This is a genomic window from Enterobacter sp. CC120223-11 (assembly GCF_900215375.1).
Lineage (GTDB): Bacteria > Pseudomonadota > Gammaproteobacteria > Enterobacterales > Enterobacteriaceae > Scandinavium.
Genome location: NZ_OBEF01000002.1, coordinates 157,295 through 176,786 on the forward strand (window position 1 = coordinate 157,295; position 19,492 = coordinate 176,786).

Annotated in this window: 21 protein-coding genes; 13 read left to right on the plus strand and 8 right to left on the minus strand. The window is 57.2% G+C overall.

Annotated elements, in window-relative coordinates; genetic code table 11:
* Positions 1 to 5 precede the first annotated feature (5 nt).
* Both sbmA and CRO87_RS02970 read left to right on the plus strand, forming a co-directional pair.
* Positions 6 to 1,226 (plus strand): peptide antibiotic transporter SbmA, encoded by a 1,221-nt coding sequence (sbmA, locus tag CRO87_RS02965; RefSeq protein ID WP_097161436.1) that lies wholly within the window; start codon positions 6 to 8, stop codon positions 1,224 to 1,226.
* 14 nt (positions 1,227 to 1,240) lie between these two features.
* Positions 1,241 to 2,344: a DUF1615 domain-containing protein gene (locus tag CRO87_RS02970; RefSeq protein ID WP_097161437.1), complete on the plus strand. Its 1,104-nt coding sequence runs from the start codon at positions 1,241 to 1,243 to the stop codon at positions 2,342 to 2,344.
* Here CRO87_RS02970 and CRO87_RS02975 read toward each other — a convergent pair.
* Entirely contained in the window at positions 2,341 to 2,643 is a 303-nt protein-coding gene (locus tag CRO87_RS02975; RefSeq protein ID WP_097161438.1) for a DUF2755 family protein, read from the minus strand. The genes CRO87_RS02970 and CRO87_RS02975 overlap by 4 nt on opposite strands.
* Before the next feature lie 282 nt (positions 2,644 to 2,925).
* On the opposite strand from CRO87_RS02975, the gene CRO87_RS02980 reads away from it, so the two are divergent.
* On the plus strand, positions 2,926 to 3,144 hold the full coding sequence (locus tag CRO87_RS02980; RefSeq protein ID WP_097161439.1) for a DUF2754 domain-containing protein: 219 nt from the start codon (positions 2,926 to 2,928) through the stop codon (positions 3,142 to 3,144).
* A 36-nt stretch (positions 3,145 to 3,180) separates the two neighbouring features.
* On the opposite strand, the gene ddlA is transcribed toward CRO87_RS02980, so the two are convergent.
* Positions 3,181 to 4,281: a D-alanine--D-alanine ligase gene (gene ddlA, locus CRO87_RS02985; protein ID WP_097161440.1), complete on the minus strand. Its 1,101-nt coding sequence runs from the start codon at positions 4,279 to 4,281 to the stop codon at positions 3,181 to 3,183.
* 94 nt (positions 4,282 to 4,375) lie between these two features.
* Here ddlA and CRO87_RS02990 point away from each other — a divergent pair, with 94 nt between their 5' ends.
* The 4 genes from CRO87_RS02990 (at position 4,376) to psiF (ending at position 7,362) form a co-directional block, all read left to right on the plus strand.
* A complete protein-coding gene (locus CRO87_RS02990) occupies positions 4,376 to 5,059 on the plus strand; it encodes an extensin family protein (protein ID WP_097161441.1) in 684 nt (227 codons plus the stop codon).
* Positions 5,060 to 5,227: 168 nt separating this feature from the next.
* A complete protein-coding gene (locus CRO87_RS02995; RefSeq protein WP_097161442.1) occupies positions 5,228 to 6,430 on the plus strand; it encodes a multidrug efflux MFS transporter in 1,203 nt (400 codons plus the stop codon).
* Positions 6,431 to 6,614: 184 nt separating this feature from the next.
* A complete protein-coding gene (gene iraP / locus CRO87_RS03000; protein WP_097161443.1) occupies positions 6,615 to 6,875 on the plus strand; it encodes an anti-adapter protein IraP in 261 nt (86 codons plus the stop codon).
* Positions 6,876 to 7,041: 166 nt separating this feature from the next.
* Positions 7,042 to 7,362 (plus strand): phosphate starvation-inducible protein PsiF, encoded by a 321-nt coding sequence (psiF, locus tag CRO87_RS03005; RefSeq protein WP_097161444.1) that lies wholly within the window; start codon positions 7,042 to 7,044, stop codon positions 7,360 to 7,362.
* 48 nt (positions 7,363 to 7,410) lie between these two features.
* Here the strand turns inward: psiF and proC are convergent, their stop codons facing one another.
* Positions 7,411 to 8,220, minus strand: a complete 810-nt coding sequence (proC, locus tag CRO87_RS03010; RefSeq protein ID WP_097161445.1) for a pyrroline-5-carboxylate reductase — start codon at positions 8,218 to 8,220, stop codon at positions 7,411 to 7,413.
* Between the two features lie 113 nt (positions 8,221 to 8,333).
* Here proC and CRO87_RS03015 point away from each other — a divergent pair, with 113 nt between their 5' ends.
* A complete protein-coding gene (locus CRO87_RS03015; RefSeq protein WP_097161446.1) occupies positions 8,334 to 8,792 on the plus strand; it encodes a YaiI/YqxD family protein in 459 nt (152 codons plus the stop codon).
* Here the strand turns inward: CRO87_RS03015 and CRO87_RS03020 are convergent.
* Positions 8,789 to 9,466, minus strand: coding sequence for a DUF2076 domain-containing protein (locus CRO87_RS03020; protein ID WP_097161447.1), 678 nt, complete (start codon positions 9,464 to 9,466; stop codon positions 8,789 to 8,791). The two genes, CRO87_RS03015 and CRO87_RS03020, sit on opposite strands and share 4 nt — an antisense overlap.
* A 336-nt stretch (positions 9,467 to 9,802) precedes the next feature.
* On the opposite strand from CRO87_RS03020, the gene aroL reads away from it, so the two are divergent.
* The 4 genes from aroL to ppnP all read left to right on the plus strand — a co-directional run bounded on the left by aroL (position 9,803) and on the right by ppnP (position 11,887).
* Positions 9,803 to 10,360, plus strand: coding sequence for a shikimate kinase AroL (gene aroL / locus CRO87_RS03025; protein WP_097161448.1), 558 nt, complete (start codon positions 9,803 to 9,805; stop codon positions 10,358 to 10,360).
* Positions 10,361 to 10,399: 39 nt separating this feature from the next.
* Complete coding sequence (locus CRO87_RS03030) at positions 10,400 to 10,591, plus strand: YaiA family protein (RefSeq protein ID WP_097161449.1); 192 nt, start codon at positions 10,400 to 10,402, stop codon at positions 10,589 to 10,591.
* A gap of 252 nt (positions 10,592 to 10,843) precedes the next feature.
* Complete coding sequence (locus CRO87_RS03035) at positions 10,844 to 11,521, plus strand: AroM family protein (protein ID WP_097161450.1); 678 nt, start codon at positions 10,844 to 10,846, stop codon at positions 11,519 to 11,521.
* An 81-nt stretch (positions 11,522 to 11,602) separates the two neighbouring features.
* Entirely contained in the window at positions 11,603 to 11,887 is a 285-nt protein-coding gene (gene ppnP, locus CRO87_RS03040) for a pyrimidine/purine nucleoside phosphorylase (protein ID WP_097161451.1), read from the plus strand.
* A gap of 50 nt (positions 11,888 to 11,937) precedes the next feature.
* Here the strand turns inward: ppnP and rdgC are convergent, their stop codons facing one another.
* The gene (gene rdgC, locus CRO87_RS03045) at positions 11,938 to 12,849 is read right to left on the minus strand and encodes a recombination-associated protein RdgC (protein WP_097161667.1); all 912 of its coding nucleotides are present in this window, start codon (positions 12,847 to 12,849) and stop codon (positions 11,938 to 11,940) included.
* 93 nt (positions 12,850 to 12,942) lie between these two features.
* On the opposite strand from rdgC, the gene mak reads away from it, so the two are divergent.
* Complete coding sequence (gene mak / locus CRO87_RS03050) at positions 12,943 to 13,848, plus strand: fructokinase (RefSeq protein ID WP_097161452.1); 906 nt, start codon at positions 12,943 to 12,945, stop codon at positions 13,846 to 13,848.
* Positions 13,849 to 13,857: 9 nt separating this feature from the next.
* On the opposite strand, the gene araJ is transcribed toward mak, so the two are convergent.
* The 3 genes from araJ to sbcD form a co-directional block, all read right to left on the minus strand.
* On the minus strand, positions 13,858 to 15,027 hold the full coding sequence (araJ, locus tag CRO87_RS03055) for an MFS transporter AraJ (RefSeq protein WP_097161453.1): 1,170 nt from the start codon (positions 15,025 to 15,027) through the stop codon (positions 13,858 to 13,860).
* 126 nt (positions 15,028 to 15,153) lie between these two features.
* Complete coding sequence (gene sbcC, locus CRO87_RS03060; protein WP_097161454.1) at positions 15,154 to 18,291, minus strand: exonuclease subunit SbcC; 3,138 nt, start codon at positions 18,289 to 18,291, stop codon at positions 15,154 to 15,156.
* Positions 18,288 to 19,490, minus strand: coding sequence for an exonuclease subunit SbcD (sbcD, locus tag CRO87_RS03065; RefSeq protein WP_097161455.1), 1,203 nt, complete (start codon positions 19,488 to 19,490; stop codon positions 18,288 to 18,290). The genes sbcC and sbcD overlap by 4 nt, the downstream gene beginning before the upstream one ends.
* Positions 19,491 to 19,492 lie beyond the last annotated feature (2 nt).

Genomic DNA, 19,492 nt, shown 5'->3' on the forward strand with positions numbered 1-19,492 from the left:
CAGTTATGTTTAAGTCTTTCTTCCCCAAACCGGGGCCGTTCTTTTTGTCGGCCGCCATTTGGGCCCTTATTGCGGTCATCGTCTGGCAGATGGGGGGAAATTCCCTGCTGCAGCACGCCATCGGGGCATCGCCCACCGTCCCGGTGAGCGCCGCACGTTTCTGGTCGCTGAACTTCTTTGCGTTCTACGCCTACTACCTGTTCTGCGTCGGGGTGTTTGCCCTGTTCTGGTTTAAATACTCCCCGCACCGCTGGCAGTACTGGTCGATTTTAGGCACCTCGCTCATCATCTTTGTCACCTGGTTCAGCGTCGAAGTGAGCGTGGCGATCAACGCCTGGTACGTGCCGTTCTGGGATATGATCCAGAATGCGCTCAGCAAGCCGGGCAGCGTCACCATCACGCAGCTGTTCTCTGAAACCAGCGTTTTCCTCACTATCGCGCTGATTGCCGTGGTTGTCGGCGTACTGAATCTGTTTTTCGTGAGCCACTATATCTTCCGCTGGCGTACCGCGATGAACGAATATTACATGGATAACTGGCAGCGCCTGCGCCACATTGAAGGTGCCGCCCAGCGTGTGCAGGAAGACACCATGCGTTTTTCCTCCACCCTTGAGGATATGGGCGTGAGCCTGATTAACGCGGTCATGACGCTGATTGCCTTTTTACCGGTGCTGGTGGCCGTTTCGCCCAAGGTCCAGGCGCTGCCGATTATCGGCCATGTGCCTTACGGTCTGGTGATCGCCGCCATCATTTGGTCGCTGGTCGGCACGGGTCTGCTGGCGGTGGTCGGCATTAAACTGCCCGGCCTGAACTTTAAAAATCAGCGGGTGGAAGCGGCCTATCGTAAGGAACTGGTCTACGGCGAAGACGATCCGAATCGTGCCGCGCCGCCAACCGTTCAGGAGCTGTTCAGCGCCGTTCGCCGTAACTATTTCCGCCTCTATTTCCATTACACCTACTTCAACATCGCCCGCTTTATGTACCTGCAGGCGGACACGGTTTTTGGACTGTTCCTGCTGTTCCCGTCCATTGCCGCGGGGGCGATTACGCTCGGCATCATGAACCAGATCCTCGGGGCGTTCGGGCAGGTGAGTAATTCGTTCCAGTATCTGATCAACTCCTGGACGACGCTGGTGGAGTTGATGTCCATCTATAAACGTCTGCGCAGCTTCGAGCGTGAACTCGACAACAACCCCGAGCAGGAAGTTACTCGGTCATTCAGCTAAAACAGGGAAGGACAATGGCCTCAGTCATGACACGCAAAGTCTCACTCTCACTGACGCTGCTCGCCGGGATGGTTCTGGCGGGCTGCACCAGCCAGAAACCGGTGCTAAAAGAGGGGGAAAAACCGGTGGACGTTGCCGCGATGGTTCGACAGAAGATGCCCGCCAGCGTGAAGGACAGAGAAGCCTGGGCGCAAACTCTGGCGAAGACGTTTGAGAGCCAGAAGATTGCGCCCACCGAGGAAAACGTCTGCTCCGTGCTGGCGGTGGCACAGCAGGAGTCGAACTACCAGGCCGACCCGGCGGTGCCGGGGCTCAGCAAAATTGCCTGGCAGGAGATCGACCGCCGGGCGCAGGGCATGCATGTGCCGCTGTTTGTCGTGCATACGGCGCTGAAAATCACTTCGCCAAACGGGAAAAGCTACAGCGATCGGCTGGATACGGTGAAAACTGAAAAGCAGCTGAGCGCCATTTTTGATGACTTCATCGGTATGGTTCCTCTCGGGCAGACGCTGTTCGGCTCACTCAACCCGGTGCATACCGGCGGGCCAATGCAGGTCAGCATCGCTTTTGCTGAAGCGCACAAGAAAGGCTACCCGTGGCAAATGGACGGCACCGTGCGGCAGGAGGTCTTCTCCCTGCGCGGCGGACTGTGGTTTGGCACCTATCATCTGCTGAATTACCCGACAAGCTACACCGCTCCGCTTTATCGTTTCGCTGATTTTAATGCAGGCTGGTATGCAAGCCGCAACGCAGCGTTTCAGAATGCGGTCAGTAAAGCGAGCGGCGTGAAGCTGGCGCTCGACGGCGATCTGATTCGCTACGACAGCGACGAGGCGGGGAAAACCGAACTGGCGGTGCAGAAGCTGGCGTCGAAGCTTGATATGAGCACCCGCGAGATCCATCAGCAGCTGCAAAAAGGCGACAGCCAGGGCTTTGAGGAAACTGAGCTCTACAAGGGCGTTTATCGACTGGCGGAAGCGAAAGCCGGGAAGGCCTTAGTGCGTGAAATGCTGCCGGGGATTCAGCTTGAAAGCCCGAAGATTACCCGCAACCTGACCACGGCGTGGTTTGCTAAGCGGGTGGACGAGCGTCGGGCAAGCTGTATGGCGCGGAATTAGTAGGAACGGCGCCAGCGCAGAATAAGTGCGATTGCCCCAAGCAGGGCGCTGCCTGCGAGAAATGGCACAAGACCAAACAGTGTGCCGACCGCCAGGCCAATTTCGACCTGCGGGCGACCGCTGTCCTGCATCTGCATCAGATGTTCGAACACGCCAGGAGCGTGAACCACCAGGTTCAGCACCTGCGCGCCGACCCAAAAACAGAGCAATACAAACAGCGCGTAGGCGATGTTGCCGGGCAGGGAGGATCCTTTATTGTTCCTGGCAATCACAGACCTGGATAAGGTGAACTCAGTCATCACGACCTCCTTAAAACTTCATGCGCGCTGACGCTACATCGTCAGGCGTTTTTCTGCTGGCAAAAGCCAGAACGCTAATGAGTGGAGTGTGGCAGCAGAACGCCGTTGTCAATATCAGATTCGTGGTAATTTGCGTTCAGGAATGCTCCTAAATCAAATTTTTCCAGTGGCGATCACAGAGCGGCCTGTATGCGAACTGGGGCGATGTTAAATATTTGCTAAGTACCGCGCAGACGGCGGCCTGCGAATGTGCGAGGATGACGTTTTCCTGAAGGAGTGGTTATGAAACTGCCTGATAAGATTCGCCGCGACTGGCACTACTACGCCTTTGCTATCGGCCTGATTTTTATCCTTAATGGCGTGGTCGGGCTGTTGGGGTTTGAAGCGAAGGGCTGGCAAACTTATGCCGTGGGACTGGTGACCTGGGTGATTAGCTTCTGGCTTGCCGGGTTGATTATTCGCCGTCGTCCGGTTGAAGAAACCCAGAGCCCGGAGGCATAAACCGGGCCGCATCACTGCCGCCCGGAATACAAAACATCAGGCTGTCATCGTGGTTTTCAGCGCCGCGTTGGCCTGATGGCGCTCCAGCGCCAGTTCAATCAGGCGGGTAATCAGGCTGGTGTAATCCAGGCCGCTTGCCTGCCACAGTTTTGGATACATGCTGATGTTGGTAAAGCCTGGCAGCGTGTTGATTTCATTGATAATGACCTCGTTTTCTGCCGTCAGGAATACGTCGACACGCGCCATCCCGCTACAGCCCAGCGCCTGATACGCCTCAATGGCCGTCTGACGAATCATATCGTTCACCGCCGAATCAATGACAGCAGGCACAACCACTTTCGCGCCGTTGTCATCAATGTACTTGGTGTCGTAGGCGTAGAATTCGCTGTTCAGGACGATCTCACCGCAGGTGCTCGCTTCCGGGAAGTCGTTGCCGAGTACCGCACATTCGATTTCACGGCCGTTGATGCCGGTTTCCACCACCACTTTGTGATCGAATTCGAAGGCCAGCGCCACCGCCTGCTGATATTGCTCTTCGGTTTTCACTTTGCTGACGCCAACGGAAGAACCCTGGTTGGCTGGCTTCACGAACAGCGGCAGGCCGAGCTGCTCTTTTACTGTCGCGAAGCTGTATTTATCACGGTTGGCGCGAGTCAGCGTCACGAAAGGCGCAATCGCCAGGCCCGCATCACGAAGCAGGCGCTTAGTGACGTCTTTGTCCATGCAGGCGGCTGAACTCAGCACATCGGAGCCGACGAAAGGCAGGTTCGCCATGCGCAGCATGCCCTGCAAAGAACCGTCTTCACCCAGCGTGCCGTGCACAATCGGGAAGATGACGTCGATGGCTGGCAGCGGCTGGCCGCTGTCGGCGTTGATCAGCTGCCCGGTGGTTTTGCCCGGGATCTGGGCGAGCGTAATGTCAGAAGGGCGCAGGGCGATACGGGCTGGATCCTGCGCGTTCAGCAGGTAGCTGCTGGCGTCATTAATATGCCATTGCCCCTGCTTATCAATCCCCAGCAGTACCACGTCAAAACGCGTCTTATCCATTGCCTCAACAATGTTCTTTGCCGACTGCAAAGAGACTTCATGCTCCGCTGACTTCCCGCCAAAGACGACTCCAACCCGCAACTTAGCCATTTCCACACCCATCTACAAAAACAGAAAGCCGATACCATAGCACGTCGACCCAGGGGCTTCTGCCATAATCTTAGTTTTATCACCGGGAGCGAAAATGCGCGGGAAGGGCATCCTTGTTTTACTGGCGGTCGGCATAGTCGGGTACCTGACCTGGCGTTTTCTGCCGTCTGCATACAATCCATTCGCACCACTTTCACTGGACGACCCGCCGGGACGCATCACCCAGTTCAAGCTGCGCCGTCTGCCGGAGGCTCGCTGTCCTGTGCTGCTACAGCAGGCCAACGAGCGCGGCTGGATCAGCAGCAAAACCCTGGCCGACAGCGGTGGGCCTTGTCCGTTGCGTCAGCCGGTGCGGGTGATGAACTTCGGCGATGTGCGGCTTAGCAGCAGTTTTCTGGCGAGCTGCCCGTTGGCGCTCAGCAGCGCGCTGTTCGTGCAGCAGCAGGTTAAGCCCCTGGCGGAGAGCATGCAGGGGGCGGGTTTGCGTCAGATAGATCATTTTGGCAGCTTTGCCTGCCGCAATATCTATCATCGGGATAACGCCAGGCTGAGCGAACACGCCACCGCTGAGGCGCTGGACGTCAGCGGCTTCCGCCTCAGCGATGGACGGCGAATCACTGTTTTGCAGGGCTGGCAGCGGCCGCAACAAGCGTCGTTTCTGCGGGCGCTGCTTTCCGCAAGTTGCCACTATTACGGCAACGGCCTGGGGCCGGACTACAATGCCGCCCATGCGAACCACTTTCACTTCGGCATGCGCGGGTACGGGCTCTGTCGATGAGAATATTGCACTGTGAAATGAGCAATTTTTCGTGACATTAATCACACAAATGGCTGATGAAGAAATAAAACACTAAACTCCCGTTCAGCGCATCTGGCGCCATACAAGCACGTGACTCGCTTGCTATGCTGGGAATTACACACCGAACATGAATGAAAACGCGTAGTTATGGAATCCTGGAAGGTTAATCTCATTTCCGTCTGGTTTGGCTGCTTTTTTACCGGCCTTGCGATCAGTCAAATCCTGCCTTTTTTACCGCTGTACGTTTCCCAGCTGGGGGTAACGTCGCATGAAGCGCTGTCGATGTGGTCGGGGCTGACCTTCAGCGTCACGTTCCTGGTCTCGGCCATTGTCTCGCCCATGTGGGGTAGTCTTGCCGATCGCAAAGGGCGTAAGCTTATGCTGCTGCGCGCCTCGCTGGGTATGGCAATAGCGATTCTGTTGCAGGCCTTTGCCACCAACGTCTGGCAGCTGTTTATCCTGCGCGCCATCATGGGGCTGACGTCCGGTTATATACCGAATGCGATGGCACTGGTGGCTTCTCAGGTGCCGCGTGAGCGCAGCGGCTGGGCGCTGAGTACCTTATCCACTGCGCAAATCAGCGGTGTGATCGGCGGCCCGCTGCTGGGGGGATTTTTAGCGGACCACGTTGGGCTGCGCGCCGTATTCTTTATCACGGCCATTCTGCTGACGGTAAGCTTCCTGGTGACGCTGTTCCTGATTAAAGAGGGCGTACGCCCGCAGATCAGCAAAGAAGATCGACTCAGCGGCAAGGCGGTTTTTGCTTCACTTACCTATCCCGGCCTCGTTATCAGCCTGTTTTTCACCACGCTGGTGATTCAGCTTTGTAATGGCTCGATTGGCCCGATTCTGGCGCTGTTTATTAAATCCATGTCGCCGGACAGCACCAATATTGCCTTTCTGGCGGGCATGATAGCCGCCGTGCCGGGGATCTCCGCGCTGATGTCCGCCCCGCGTTTAGGGAAGCTGGGTGACAGAATTGGCGCGCATCGCATTCTGCTTGCAACCCTGTTTTGTGCCGTGGTGATGTTCTTTGCCATGTCCTTTGTGACCACCCCATTCCAGCTTGGCGTGCTGCGTTTCCTGCTGGGCTTTGCCGATGGCGCAATGCTCCCGGCGGTGCAGACGCTGCTGCTCAAATATTCGAGCGATCAGGTCACCGGGCGCATCTTCGGCTACAACCAGTCCTTTATGTATCTGGGGAACGTGGTGGGTCCGCTGATTGGTGCCTCCGTTTCTGCGATGGCTGGTTTTCGCTGGGTGTTTGTGGCAACCGCCATTGTGGTGCTGATCAACCTTATTCAACTTGCCATTATGTTACGCCGTCGTCAGAGCCTTCCGGCGAAATAAATAATAAGGGGGCGAGGTATTAATGACTTCGCCCTTCATTCTGGTGGGGTAAATTAGGCGAGAGAAACGTTTCGCTATCTCTTATATTTGCATTATTCAAAACTTGTTAAATAATTCTTATACCGACTATGCATTAGGGATCATCTTTGCTACCGTCACGGCATTCTCATAAGGAAGTCTCGCCATGAAAAATCTGATTGCAGAATTGTTGGTTAAGCTTGCAGAAAAGGAAGAAGAATCAAAAGAGTTGGTGGTACAGGTTGAAGCGCTGGAGATTGTGGTGACCGCGCTACTGCGCCATATGCGACAGCCCGAGCAGCAGGCCTTGATTACGGATATTGAAGCCGCATTAGACGTTGCCAAACCCGAACTTCAGGTTCCAGAAAAGGATGTCGAATTACTGCATCAGTATATAAAAAAGCTATTACGGCATCCGCGTAATTAACGTGAATGCCGCACTCTGAAGCGAGAGTTAACCCGACTGTCGTCGCTGTTTAACTATTTTATTCCTCAGTGTTTACCGTTCTGAACGTTATTTTTTTTCCACTAACATGGTTTTTTTCACGTCATTGACCAGACTTACTGAGATCCCCTCACAGAAGGATGGTGCAATGAAAATAACATTACTGGTTACTCTGCTGTTCGGCCTGGTCTTTCTCACCACGGTGGGGGCAGCAGAAAAAACGATGACGCCGCAACAGCAGCGAATGACCACCTGTAATCAGCAGGCGACGAGCAAAACGCTGAAAGGCGACGCGCGGAAAACTTACATGAGCGACTGCCTGAAAAACAGCAGCTCAAAACCGGCAGAAAAAAGCCTGACCCCGCAACAGCAGAAAATGCGGGAATGTAACGCCACCGCGACGCAGCAGTCGCTGAAGGGTGACGATCGTAATAAATTTATGAGTGCCTGCCTGAAGAAAACGGGGTAATTAACGGCGTTTCACGGGTGAGCCTGGCAAGGACTCACCCGCATCCGATTATGACTTGCTGAGCTTCTCTGACTTCGCCATACAGCTGACCATCGCCTCGATCACCGCCGAGCGGAAGCCTTTCTCTTCCAGCACGCGAACCGCTTCAATCGTGGTACCACCTGGGGAGCAAACCATATCTTTCAGTTCGCCTGGATGGATGCCGGTTTCCAGCACCATTTTGGCGGAGCCCATCACCGCCTGCGCCGCGAATTTATAAGCCTGCGCGCGCGGCATTCCGCCGAGTACGGCCGCATCCGCCATCGCTTCAATAAACATGAACACATAGGCCGGGGCGGAACCGCTGACGCCGACTACCGGGTGGATCATCGGCTCGGCAATGACTTCGGCTTCACCAAAGCAGCGGAAGATGCTGACCACGTCGGCGATATCTTCAGTGGTGACCAGCGCGTTAGGGGTCACCGAGGTCATGCCTGCGTTCACCAGCGAAGGCGTATTGGGCATGGCGCGAACGATTTTACGATCGTGGCCCAGCGCACGCGCGAGCTGATCGAGCGTCACACCTGCGGCGATGGAGACCACCAGGGTGTCTTTATTGAAGCTGGAAGCCACATCGCTCAGTACTTTGGTCATGATGGCAGGCTTCACCGCGCCGAAGACGATGTCGGCGACCTGAGCCACTTCCTGCGCGCTCTGCGCAACGTTGATGCCATACTTATCGTGCAGGGCGGCCACTTTGTCCGGCGAGGGCGTATAAACCCAAATCTGGGCGGGCTGCACCTGACCGCTGGCAATAAGCCCTCCGAGGATGGCCTTTCCCATGTTACCGCAGCCGATGAAACCGATTTTCTTGTCCATTCTGTCTCTCCCACAGCGTTTTTCTGATAGTGGGTCTTAGCTTATCATCTTGTGGCTTTGCGGGAAGAGGAAAGCAGGCGACAATGCCGCGGTTAATGGAACCAGGAGTGTGTATGGCGATTTGGGTGGATGCGGATGCGTGTCCGAATGTGATTAAAGAGATCCTGTTCCGCGCGGCGGACAGAACGCAAACGCAGGTCACGTTAGTGGCGAACCAGAATATTCGCGTGCCGCCGTCGCGGTTTATTCGCTCATTGCGGGTGCCAGCAGGGTTCGACGTGGCGGATAACGAAATTGTGCGCCAGTGCCAGCCGGGCGATCTGGTTATTACTGCAGATATTCCGCTGGCGGCAGAAGTCATTGCCAAAGGTGGCGCAGCGCTGAACCCGCGCGGCGAGCGCTATAGCGAAGCGACAATCCGTGAGCGCCTGACGATGCGCGACTTCATGGATACGCTGCGGGCCAGCGGCATTCAGACCGGTGGCCCGGACAGCCTGTCACAGCGGGATCGCCAGCAGTTTGCCGCTGAACTTGATAAATGGCTGTTAGCGGTCAAGCGCGGGCAAAATTAAACCCAGCTGTCGTCGTCGCCACCGAAATCGTCATCATTGAAATCGGCGTTGTTCCAGTCGTCGCTGCCACTGGCGGCGTAATCGCTGCCGTCGTCAGGCAGGAACTGCGCATCGCTGGCCTGAGTCAGGTCGTCGGCGGCAGGCACAGGCGTCTCCTCAATGATATTGACGATTTCCTGCGAGTGCGTGCCTGAGAACATATTCATCAGCATATTGCCGAGCACCACGCCGCCCGCCACGCCTGCTGCCGTTTGTAGCGCGCCGGACATAAAGCCACCGCCGCTGCGGGCGGGAGCGTAATTCTGGGCCTGTGGTGCGGCGTAACCGGCCTGCGGGCGACCATAGTTTTCAGCGCCAGGGATGGCATTGCCCGCGCGTGGCTGAGGCTGGCTCCCGCCGCCGAACAGGTCCGCCAGAAAGCCGCCGCTGCTTTGCTTTGTCGCCTGAAGCTGTGTTAAATCGCTCTCCAGCGCCTGAATGCGCTCGTTGAGCTGTTTGAGGGCCGCTTCCTGAATCAGAATGGTTTGTGCCATGTAGTAGGGCGCAGCAGGCTGAGCCTGAACATGTTGCGCAATCACCTGCTCGGCGTTAGCATCGCGCGGCGCGCTTTGCGTCTCAGCCTGTTGCAGACGTGAAAAAAGCCCGTCGATCAGCCGTTGTTCTTCAGATTGCATGGGGGACTCCTTAATCGCATCATCGCGACAGCCAATAGTTTGTCTGAAACAGTGAGGCTGTAAACAGAGACTACGTAAAGCTGTGCAGAAATGTGTTACCTTTTGCAGCCGCCCGGGGTTGTCAAAACGCCGCTGCTTCATGTAAGGTTACCGAAACAGTTAATGACACTATTTCTTTACACTTTTAAGGCCTCTTACGTTTAGCTATATCAGCGAATGCAGAAGAGGGGCGTTGAAAGTGTATTTTTATTTTTACGCTCATTTTTGTACTAGTTTGATGATATTATCAGCTCTCATTCGTTCGGCCCGTAACGCCGCAGTACCAGGGGGAACTCAGTGACAACACAGCCCATTTTTCTGATTGGTGCCCGCGGGTGCGGTAAAACGACGGTGGGGCAAAAGCTCGCCGAAGCCTGCCAGTGTGCGTTTATCGACACCGATTTAATCCTTCAGCAGCGTGCGAAGAAAACCATCGCTGATATCGTGGCGAAAGAGGGCTGGCCCGCGTTTCGCGCGCTTGAGACTCGCACGCTACAATCAGTCGCCGCGCCTGACTCGATAATTGCTACCGGCGGCGGCATTATCCTTGCTCCAGTTAACCGTGAATTTTTGCGTGAAAACGGCATTGTGATTTATCTGAAAGCGCCTGTATCAGTGCTGGCGGGGCGTCTCGAAGCCTTCCCCGAAGCGTCTCAGCGCCCGACGTTGACCGGCAAACCGATCAGTGAAGAAGTGCGCGAGATCCTTACCCAGCGTGATGCGCTCTACCGGGAAACCGCCCATCATGTGGTGGACGCGGCCTGTGAGCCCGACGAAGTGGTGGCGCAAATTCAGCGCGCCCTCGCCGCTGCCCACACATCAGTCCAGCCTTTAAAATCAGCAACCGCTGGCTAACGCCTATACTTAAGGCTCTGAACCGAAAGAGGAAGAGCTATGCCGTCCAACCCCCCTTATCCACGAGAAGCCCGCGTTGTGGCCGTCGAAAAAGGCGAGCCGAGCCAGTCGGTGACCTGGTATGAGTTGCGCGCCGACCACCCTAAGCCCGACTCGCTTATCAGCGAACATCCCACCCAGGCCGAGGCGCTCGATGCCAAACGGCGTTATGAAGATCCTGGCAAGTCCTGATGCCGGGATAATTGTTGCGCAACGCCCGCCGCGCGCGGGCGTAAATCACACTTTTCAGCTAAACTGGATGTTAATAAAAAGTTAAGCTCTGGATAATGCTGGAGTGAGCTGGAGCGAGCTGGAATCTTTACAAACAGCCCCGGAATGAAGCTGCTACGCTTCTGAACGGTTGTTTTTAAGCCATCCAGGGGGCTGTCAGTCAGCAGTAAGCCTGTATCGAAGCAGTGGTTGTCGTAATAAAAGGGTCATAACATGAGTGCGACTTTGGCGATTCTTACCATCGGTGTGGTTCCGTTGCGTGAGGTGTTGCCGCTATTAACGGAGCACATCAGGGAAGATCAGATTACCCACGTCAGTTTACTGGGGAAAATGACGCGTGAAGCGGTCATGGAGGAGTATGCCGCCGCTCCCGGCGAAGATATTCTTATCGCTCTGCTGAACGATAACCAACTGGCAGAGCTCTCCCGGGCGAAGGTCGAGCGCGACCTGCAGTCGGTGGTGGAGGTGCTGGATAATCAGGATTACGACGTGATCCTTCTGATGAGCACCGCGCCGATCGCAGGCCTGGTCGCCCGCAATGCCATTCTTATCGAACCTCAGCGCATCATCCCGCCGCTGGTCAGCTCCATCGTGGATGGTCACCAGGTGGGCGTGATTGTCCCCATTCCGGAATTAATGAGCACCCAACGCAGCAAATGGCAGGCGTTGCAGAACTCGCCACACTACGCGCTGGCAAACCCCATTCACGGCTCAGCGGATGAACTTATCACCGCCGGGCAGCAGCTGATCGGTCGTGGAGCGGATGTACTGATGCTCGACTGCCTGGGCTTCCATCAGCGGCATCGCGATCTGCTCCAGAAAGCGCTGGGTGTTCCGGTATTGTTGTCGAATGTGCTGGTGGCGAGGCTCGCGGCGGAGCTGCTGGTCTGAGCTGATTTTTTGCGTGACAGCCTGCTGTCACGCCCCCTATATTGGATTGGTACACAACAACGACACCAATAAGGGCCAGTTATGCTCCAAAGCAATGAATACTTTGACGGGAAAGTGAAGTCCATCGGGTTTACCAGCAGCAGCACCGGTCGTGCCAGCGTCGGCGTGATGCTGGAAGGGGAATACACCTTTGGAACGGCGCAGGCTGAAGAGATGACCGTCGTGAGCGGAGCGCTGCACGTGCTGCTGCCGGGTGAAACAGAATGGAAAACCTACGTTGCAGGCCAGGTGTTTAACGTGCCGGGCCACAGCGAGTTCCACCTTCAGGTCGCTGAACCGACTTCTTACCTCTGCCGCTATCTGTAACTGCTTTCTTTAAGTAATGCGCCTTCCGGTCTGCACAGGAAGGCGTTTGTTTAGCGCTGGGCTTCGCCGCCCAGACCTTCCACCAGTTGCGCCACCAGCGCCGCCAGTTCACCGGTCATCAGGATAAAGTCGGCGTCGAAACGCTGGTCGTAGTTTTCTCGCTCAATATCCTGGTTCTGATCGCGCAGCTCGTCGCAGAACTTCAGACGCTTGATAGAGGCGTCGTCGCAGATCATAAACTGAATGCGCTGCTGCCAGTCGAGGGCCAGTTTGGTCACCACTTTTCCGGCTTCGATATGCACCGCGATCTCATCGCTCACCAGATCCTGCTTCTTCGCGCGGATCACGCCGCCGTCTTCGAGGATCGCCTTGAGTTCAGCTTCGTCCAGCAGCTGGAAGCCCTGCGCCACGTTGCCGGAGCGAACCCACTCGGTCAGCGTCAGCTCAATCGGGTTTTCCAGCGCCAGCGGCACAACCGGCAGCGAGCCGAGGGTTTTACGCAGCAGGGCGAGGGTATCTTCGCCCTTTTTCGCGCTGGCACAGTCCACCATGATCAAACCGTTGACGGTATCGATCCACAGCATTGTCTGGCTGAAGCGGCTGAAGGCGCGAGGCAGCAGAGAGTGCAGCACTTCATCCTTCAGGGAGTCTTTTTCGGTTTTCTTCAGCTTGCGGCCCTGATCGGCTTCGAGCTTGAGGATCTTCGCTTCCAGCGCCTGCTTCACGACCGGGGCAGGCAGAATTTTCTGTTCGTAACGGGCGCAGATCAGGATCTGGCCGTTGGCTTCGTGGGTGAAAGCGTCGCTGTGCGAACCCATCGGCGGAACCCAGCCGGTTTTAGCCATGTCCTGGCTTCCGCAGGGAGTGAACGCCAGCGCGGCCAGCTGTTTTTCCATCTCATCGGCGCGCAGGGAAATGTCGCGGCTAAGACGGTAAACCATTAAATTTTTGAACCACAGCATGATAATTTCCACGGGGTTAACGTTAAATTCAGCGGGCATGATAGCGAATTGTCACTATGCTTGCATTGTTAATCAGGCACCGGGGAGGCTTCTGTGCGTATAGGAATAGACTTGGGTGGTACCAAAACAGAGGTCATTGCACTCAGTGACCAGGGGGAGCAGCTGTTCCGTCATCGCCTGCCGACGCCGCGCGACGACTACCAGCAGACCATCGATACCATCGCTACTTTGGTGGCGATGGCCGAAAAAGAAACCGGGCAAACCGGCACCGTGGGGATGGGGATTCCGGGCTCGATTTCGCCTTACACCGGGGTGGTGAAAAACGCTAACTCGACCTGGCTTAACGGTCAGCCCTTCGATAAAGACTTAAGCCTGCGGCTCAATCGGGAAGTGCGTCTGGCCAACGACGCCAACTGCCTGGCCGTTTCCGAGGCGATTGACGGCGCGGCGGCCGGAGCGCAAACCGTCTTCGCGGTCATTATCGGCACCGGATGCGGGGCTGGCGTGGCGCTGGGCGGCAGGGCGCATATCGGCGGCAATGGTACGGCGGGCGAATGGGGACACAACCCACTGCCGTGGATGGATGAAGACGAACTGCGCTACCGTGCTGAAGTGCCGTGCTACTGCGGCAAGCAGGGCTGTATCGAGACGTTCATCTCCGGCACCGGGTTTGCCACCGATTATCACCGCCTGAGCGGTAACCCGCTCAAAGGCAGCGAAATTATGCGGTTGGTGGAGGAACAGGATGCCGTCGCGGAGCTGGCACTCAATCGCTATGAGCTGCGGTTGGCGAAGTCGCTGGCCCACGTGGTGAATATTCTGGACCCGGACGTAATAGTGCTCGGCGGCGGTATGAGCAATGTGGAACGGCTCTACAAAACCGTGCCGGATTTAGTAAAGCATTTTGTCTTTGGCGGCGAATGTGAAACGCCGATCCGCAAGGCGGTACACGGCGATTCAAGCGGCGTTCGCGGTGCTGCATGGCTGTGGCCGCTGTAAGCGCGGCCCTCAGCTGCTGCAAATAATCTGCGTGGTTCTCTGCTTCTTACGTGCGTAAAGAAGCAGGGAAGACATCGCCAGGAAAGAGAGCAGTGCGGCAGGGAGCGTGACGTAATTGTACGTGAACCCTGCCGTCAGCATCATCCCACCGCAGTAAGCCCCGATCGCACTCCCCAGATTAAAGGCAATCTGCCCTCCCGCGGCTCCCAGCATTTCGCCGCCTTTGGCATTCTGCAGCAGCAGAATTTGCAGCGGCGCGGAAAGGGCGAACAGCCCGGCGCAGCAGACAAAAGCGAAGCCCAGAGACATGAGCGGCGATCCGGCAAAGAAGAACAGCGCCAGCAGCGCGATGACAATCACCAGGTCGGTCACCACCGCAATGCTGAGCGGTGAGCACTTGCCGGACAAGCGCGCGCTTAACAGGTTACCGGACACCATGCCCAGCCCGGCGAGCATCATAATGAGCGTGATGCTGCCTGCCGAAAACCCGGACACCGACATCATAAACGGCTTGATGTAACTGAACCACGCGAAGACGCCCGCATTACCGAACATGGTCGCGGCAAAGATAAGCCAGGGCTCCGGGAGGCGGAGAAAGTGGAATTGCTCCCGCAGTTTTCGCTTTGCGTTATCGGCAATATTCGGGATCCAGAGCAGCACGGAAACCAGTACGGCCACGTCGAATACGGTTATCAGCAAAAACGTGTAGCGCCAGCTGAAGGTCTGGCTGAGCCATGTCCCGAGCGGCACGCCGAGCAGGTTCGCCACGGTCATGCCCGAAATCATTCCGGCGACGGCCGCTGTCACTTTTCCCGGAGGGGCAAGTTTCGAAAGGATAATCGCCCCGACGCCAAAAAAGGCACCGTGTGGGAAGCCGGACAGCAGCCTCGCTATCGCCAGCATCACATAAGACGACGACAGCATAAACAGTGCGTTACCCGCCACGCACAGCGCCACCAGAAACAGCATGATGTGCTTGAGTGAAAAGTGATTAGAGACCAGAGCGATAATCGGTGCGCCGATAACGACGCCCAGCGCATACCAGGAGATCATGTGCCCGGCGGCGGGAATGCTGAGGCCCGCATCATGAGAGAGTTCAGTGAGTACACCCATGATGCCGAACTCGGCCATGCCTAAACCGAAGGTGCCTAACGCTAACGATAAAATGACTTTTTTCATACCGATCCGTTGCAAAAGGGAGATGCCCTGAACGTCATGCCGCGAAGAAACGCCCAGCTTGCGGTAAACAGGGCGCGAAAGCCAATCGCTTATTCTTCTTTCTCTATTCACAATCCTGCTGCGCGATTACTCCACCGCGAAGGTTTTATCGAGGCGACTGTATCCCAGACCATTAATTTTTTTCACTTTAATCTGCACCGGGATCCGCTCCTTCATCGCCTCAACATGGCTGATTACGCCGATGACTTTCCCGCTGGCATTCAGTGCATCGAGGGCGTCGAGCGCGGTATCCAGCGTTTCGCTGTCCAGCGTGCCAAAGCCTTCGTCAAGGAACAGTGAATCAATGCGTGTCTTGTGACTCACCAGATCGGAGAGCGCCAGCGCCAGCGCCAGGCTCACGAGGAAACTTTCCCCACCCGAGAGCGTACGGGTGTCGCGCACCGCGTCGGCCTGCCAGGTGTCCATCACCTCCAGCTCCAGCGCTTCGCTGACTTTGCGCTTCAGCAGATAGCGACCATGCAGGCGACTGAGCTGCTCGTTCGCCAGCCAGACAAGATTATCGAGCGTCAGGCCCTGGGCGAACTTGCGGAACTTGTCGCCTTCCTTAGAGCCGATAAGCTGATTCAGCCAGCCCCAGTCTTCGAGGGTTTGCGCGGCGGCCTGGATCTGCGCCATCAGCGACTGCTGCTGCTGGCGACTGTCAGCGTCCTGCTTCAGCTGCTGACGAATTTCACCCTGCGCGGTGCTGTTTTCCCGCAGCTGCTGAGCGAGCTGCGCCAGCGTGGTCTGCACCTGTTCACGATTTTGTGCCGCCGGTAAATCCTCTGGCCGCTGCTGCTGATGGGCCGTCAACGCACTTTGTGCCTGAGCGGCCAGCGCCTGCTGCTGCGTGAGCTGATTTTCAAGCTGCTGTTTTAGCTGCTCCAGTCTCTGGCGCGTTTCATCGTCAAGCAGAGCGCTCAGGAACGCCTGCTGGTCAGCAAACTGACTGGCAGCCAGCGCGGCATCAAAGTCTTTTTTCGCCTCTGCCAGGCGTTCGCGCAGCTGAGTTTCCTGCTGTTGCAGCGTCTGCCACTGGCTTTCCAGCGAAACGCAGTCGTGATGCACCTGCTGCCAGCCCTCGAGGGTGACTGACTCGCTCTCTTTCTGTTCAACAGGCGGCAGCGTCTCCAGCACTGGCTGAAGGTTTGACAATTTCTGAGCAACGGCCTGTTGCAGGTCGCTCTGCGCCTGCCACTGCTGATTTTCAGTTTCGCGCGCGTGCAACCACGCTGTTTCTTCGCCGGCCTCTGGCTGAGACAGGCTGAACGCGGCGAGGGCCTGATTCAGCGCCAACAGGCGCGATTTCGCTTCCTGCTCCAGAGCGCTGCGCTGCGCGTTCAGGGCGTGTATCTGACGCTCCAGGTTTAACCGTTGGCTGTGCTGATAGAGCTGCTGCCCGGCGTTTTCCTGCTCGTTCAGCCAGCCGCTGATATCCTCTTCCGGCGACAGGGAAATCTGCAGGCCGTCGACGGTCGTTTGCCATTGCGAGGTGAGCGCTTGCTCCTGCCCGGCGATCGACTGCAGCTCGGTTTTTTCCGCGAGCAGCTGTTTAATCAGTGCGTCGAGCTGACCTTTCAGGCTCGCACCGGTTTCGCGGATCTGATTGACCTCTTTTTCCAGCGCGTCGCGGCGGGCTTCGTTCACACCCGGTTTGAGCGCCTGATATTCCGCCACCGCCGGGTGCTCCGTTGAACCACAGAGCGGGCAAGGTGCGCCGGGCTGCAAGCGGGCGCGCTCATCGGTGAGTTTCGCGATGATTTTTTCCTGCTCGCACAGGGTTTTAACATCGTTAAACTGCTGAAGCTTGTCTTTGTACTGTTGGCGACGAGCGGCAAGATCCGCTTCGCCTTTTTCAATCTCCTGCTGACGCTGCACGACAAGAGGTTGCAGCTGCTGTCGGCGTTGGCTGAACGGGCGGAACTGGCCCTGCAGGGCGTTCAGCTGCTGACGCAGTGGACGCAGGCGCTGATGCTGTTCCAGGGCGGCGATAACGGCGGTTTCATCCAGCGTCAGCCCGGATGGCGGCAGGGCGTTGTGTTGCTGCGTGAGTCCGTTTTCACGCTGAATGAGTTCATTTAGCTGCGCCGAATCGCGCGCCTGCTGGCTGAAGGTGGCGCGCCATCCGGCCAGTTCGCTTGACCAGTGGCGGTAGCGTTCGTTGGCGAGCAGCCAGTCGGCGAGGGTTTTCCGTTTGTCGTTCAGTTCGCGATGCTGACGTTCGGCGCTCAGACGCAAACGCCCGCGTAGTGCGATCTGCGCCTGTAAGCGAGTATTTACTTCTTCTGCCTGCTGATGCGTTTGCGTGAGCGACGTCTGGCTGTCCTGATAACGAACCCACAGCGGCTTCAGCCTGTCGGCGGGCTGGGCCTGGGCGAGTGCGCTGAGCTGAGGCTGAGCGGCATTCAGCGCCTCCTGCGCCGCAGCCAGCGCTGTTTGTGAGCGCAGCTGCGAGTCCTGCATTTCGGCTTCACGCATCAGCCACTGCTGCCAGAGCTGCACGCGCTGCTGCTCCGTCTGCTGCTGCTTTTCTGCGTCAGTGAGCGCCTGCAAACGTTGCTGCAACCCCTGCTGCTGTTCGTCCGTCAGCAAAACCATGCCCGAGGCCTGCGCCTGAAACTTCTCCAGTTCGGTTCGGGCTTCTTTATGCTTCTCGAACACCCGGGCCGAAATCTGTCCGTAAATTTCGGTGCCGGTCAGCTCTTCCAGCAGCTCGGCTCGCTCTTTGGGTTTGGCATTGAGGAAGGCGGCAAACTGGCCCTGGGAAAGCATCATCGAGCGGGTAAAGCGGCCATAGTCGAGGCCGGTGAGCGAGGCGGTTAAGTCCAGCTTATCTTTGACTTTCTCGGCGAGGATTTCCCCGTCATCGCAGCGGGCTAACTCCACGCGCGGGGCCTGGAGATTGCCGTCCGGCTGGTTGCGGGCGCGGTTCTGGCTCCAGAAGGCGCGGTAGGCCACGCCTTTGACTTCAAACTCCACTTCCGCCAGACATTCGGCGGTGTCGCGGGTCATCAGGTCGTTTTGTGATTGCGACAGCGTGCTCAGGCGCGGCGTTTCGTGGTACAGCGCCAGACAAATGGCGTCCAGCAGCGTGGTTTTGCCCGCGCCCGTTGGCCCGGTAATGGCGAACAGGCCGTTGCTGGCGAAGGGTTCGGCGCTGAAATCAATCTTCCACTCGCCCTTCAGGGAGTTGAGGTTTTTCAGCCGTAGGCTCAGGATTTTCATGGCTGTTCCTCCCCGGAAAGGGTACTCAGGGTTTCTGCAAAGAGTTGATGGAGGCGCTGCGCCTGCGGGGGTTCCATCTCTTCCAGCGCCAGACGACGCTCAAAGACTTCTTCCACTTTCAGCTCGCTCAGGGTTTCACGGTGCTCAGTAGCCAGAACGCGCTCGCGCTGTTCGCGACTGCGGCGCACCAGCAGGACTTCGACGGGTAAATCATCGGTCAGCGCCTGGATTTTGCGCTGAATGTCGTGCAGGTATTCGTCGCTGGTGATTTCGATATCGAGCCAGACCGGAGAGGCGGAATCTGCGTCGCGCCACTGTTCCAGCTGCTGGCTGATAGCGGCGAAATCGCCTTTCAGCACGGCAAGTTTCTGCGTGACGGGCACCTCAAGCGGCTCCACGTTTTCCAGTTTGCCTTCGCGGAAGCTCACCAAATTGACGGTTTTTGCCTTGCCGGTTTCATCAAAGCTCAGGGAGATCGGCGAGCCGCAGTAGCGAATGTGCTCCGTGCCGCCGATTTTCTGCGCGCGGTGAATGTGGCCGAGGGCGATGTAATCGACAGGCGGGAAGTTCTGCGCCGGGAAGGCGTCGAGGGTGCCGATATAAATGTCACGCACCGCGTCACTTTTGCTGGCGCCGACGGTGGTCAGATGGCCGCTGGCGATGATCGGCAACGGGCGTTCACCACGAATATCGCACGCCTGCTGAAACTGCTGCTGGTAATAATCGGTGATGGCCTGTAATAAATGCTGCTGCTTTTCGCCTGCCGAAGAACCCGCCTGGCTGACAATCACGTCGCGCGGGCGTAAAAACGGTACCGGGCAGAGAATAGCGCCTGGCGTGCCGTCACGACGCTTCAGTTCGAAGGGCGGCGTGCCGCTGCCCGCCACGACGAAAGTGTTGAGAAAGGCCAGGATATCGCGGGACTCATTCAGGGTGGCGACGGAGTCGTGATTACCCGCCAGCACCACCAACTGGCAGCCGGTTTGCTGGAGCTTTACCACAAAACGGTTATAGATCTCGCGCGCGTAGCTCGGCGGCGAACCGGTATCGAAGATGTCGCCCGCCACGATAATGGCATCCACCTCTTGTGCCTGCGCCGTCTCCAGCAGCCAGTCGAGAAAAGCTTCGTGCTCGGCGGCACGGCTTTTGCTGTAAAAGTTCTGGCCGAGGTGCCAGTCAGAGGTATGAAGGAGGCGCATAT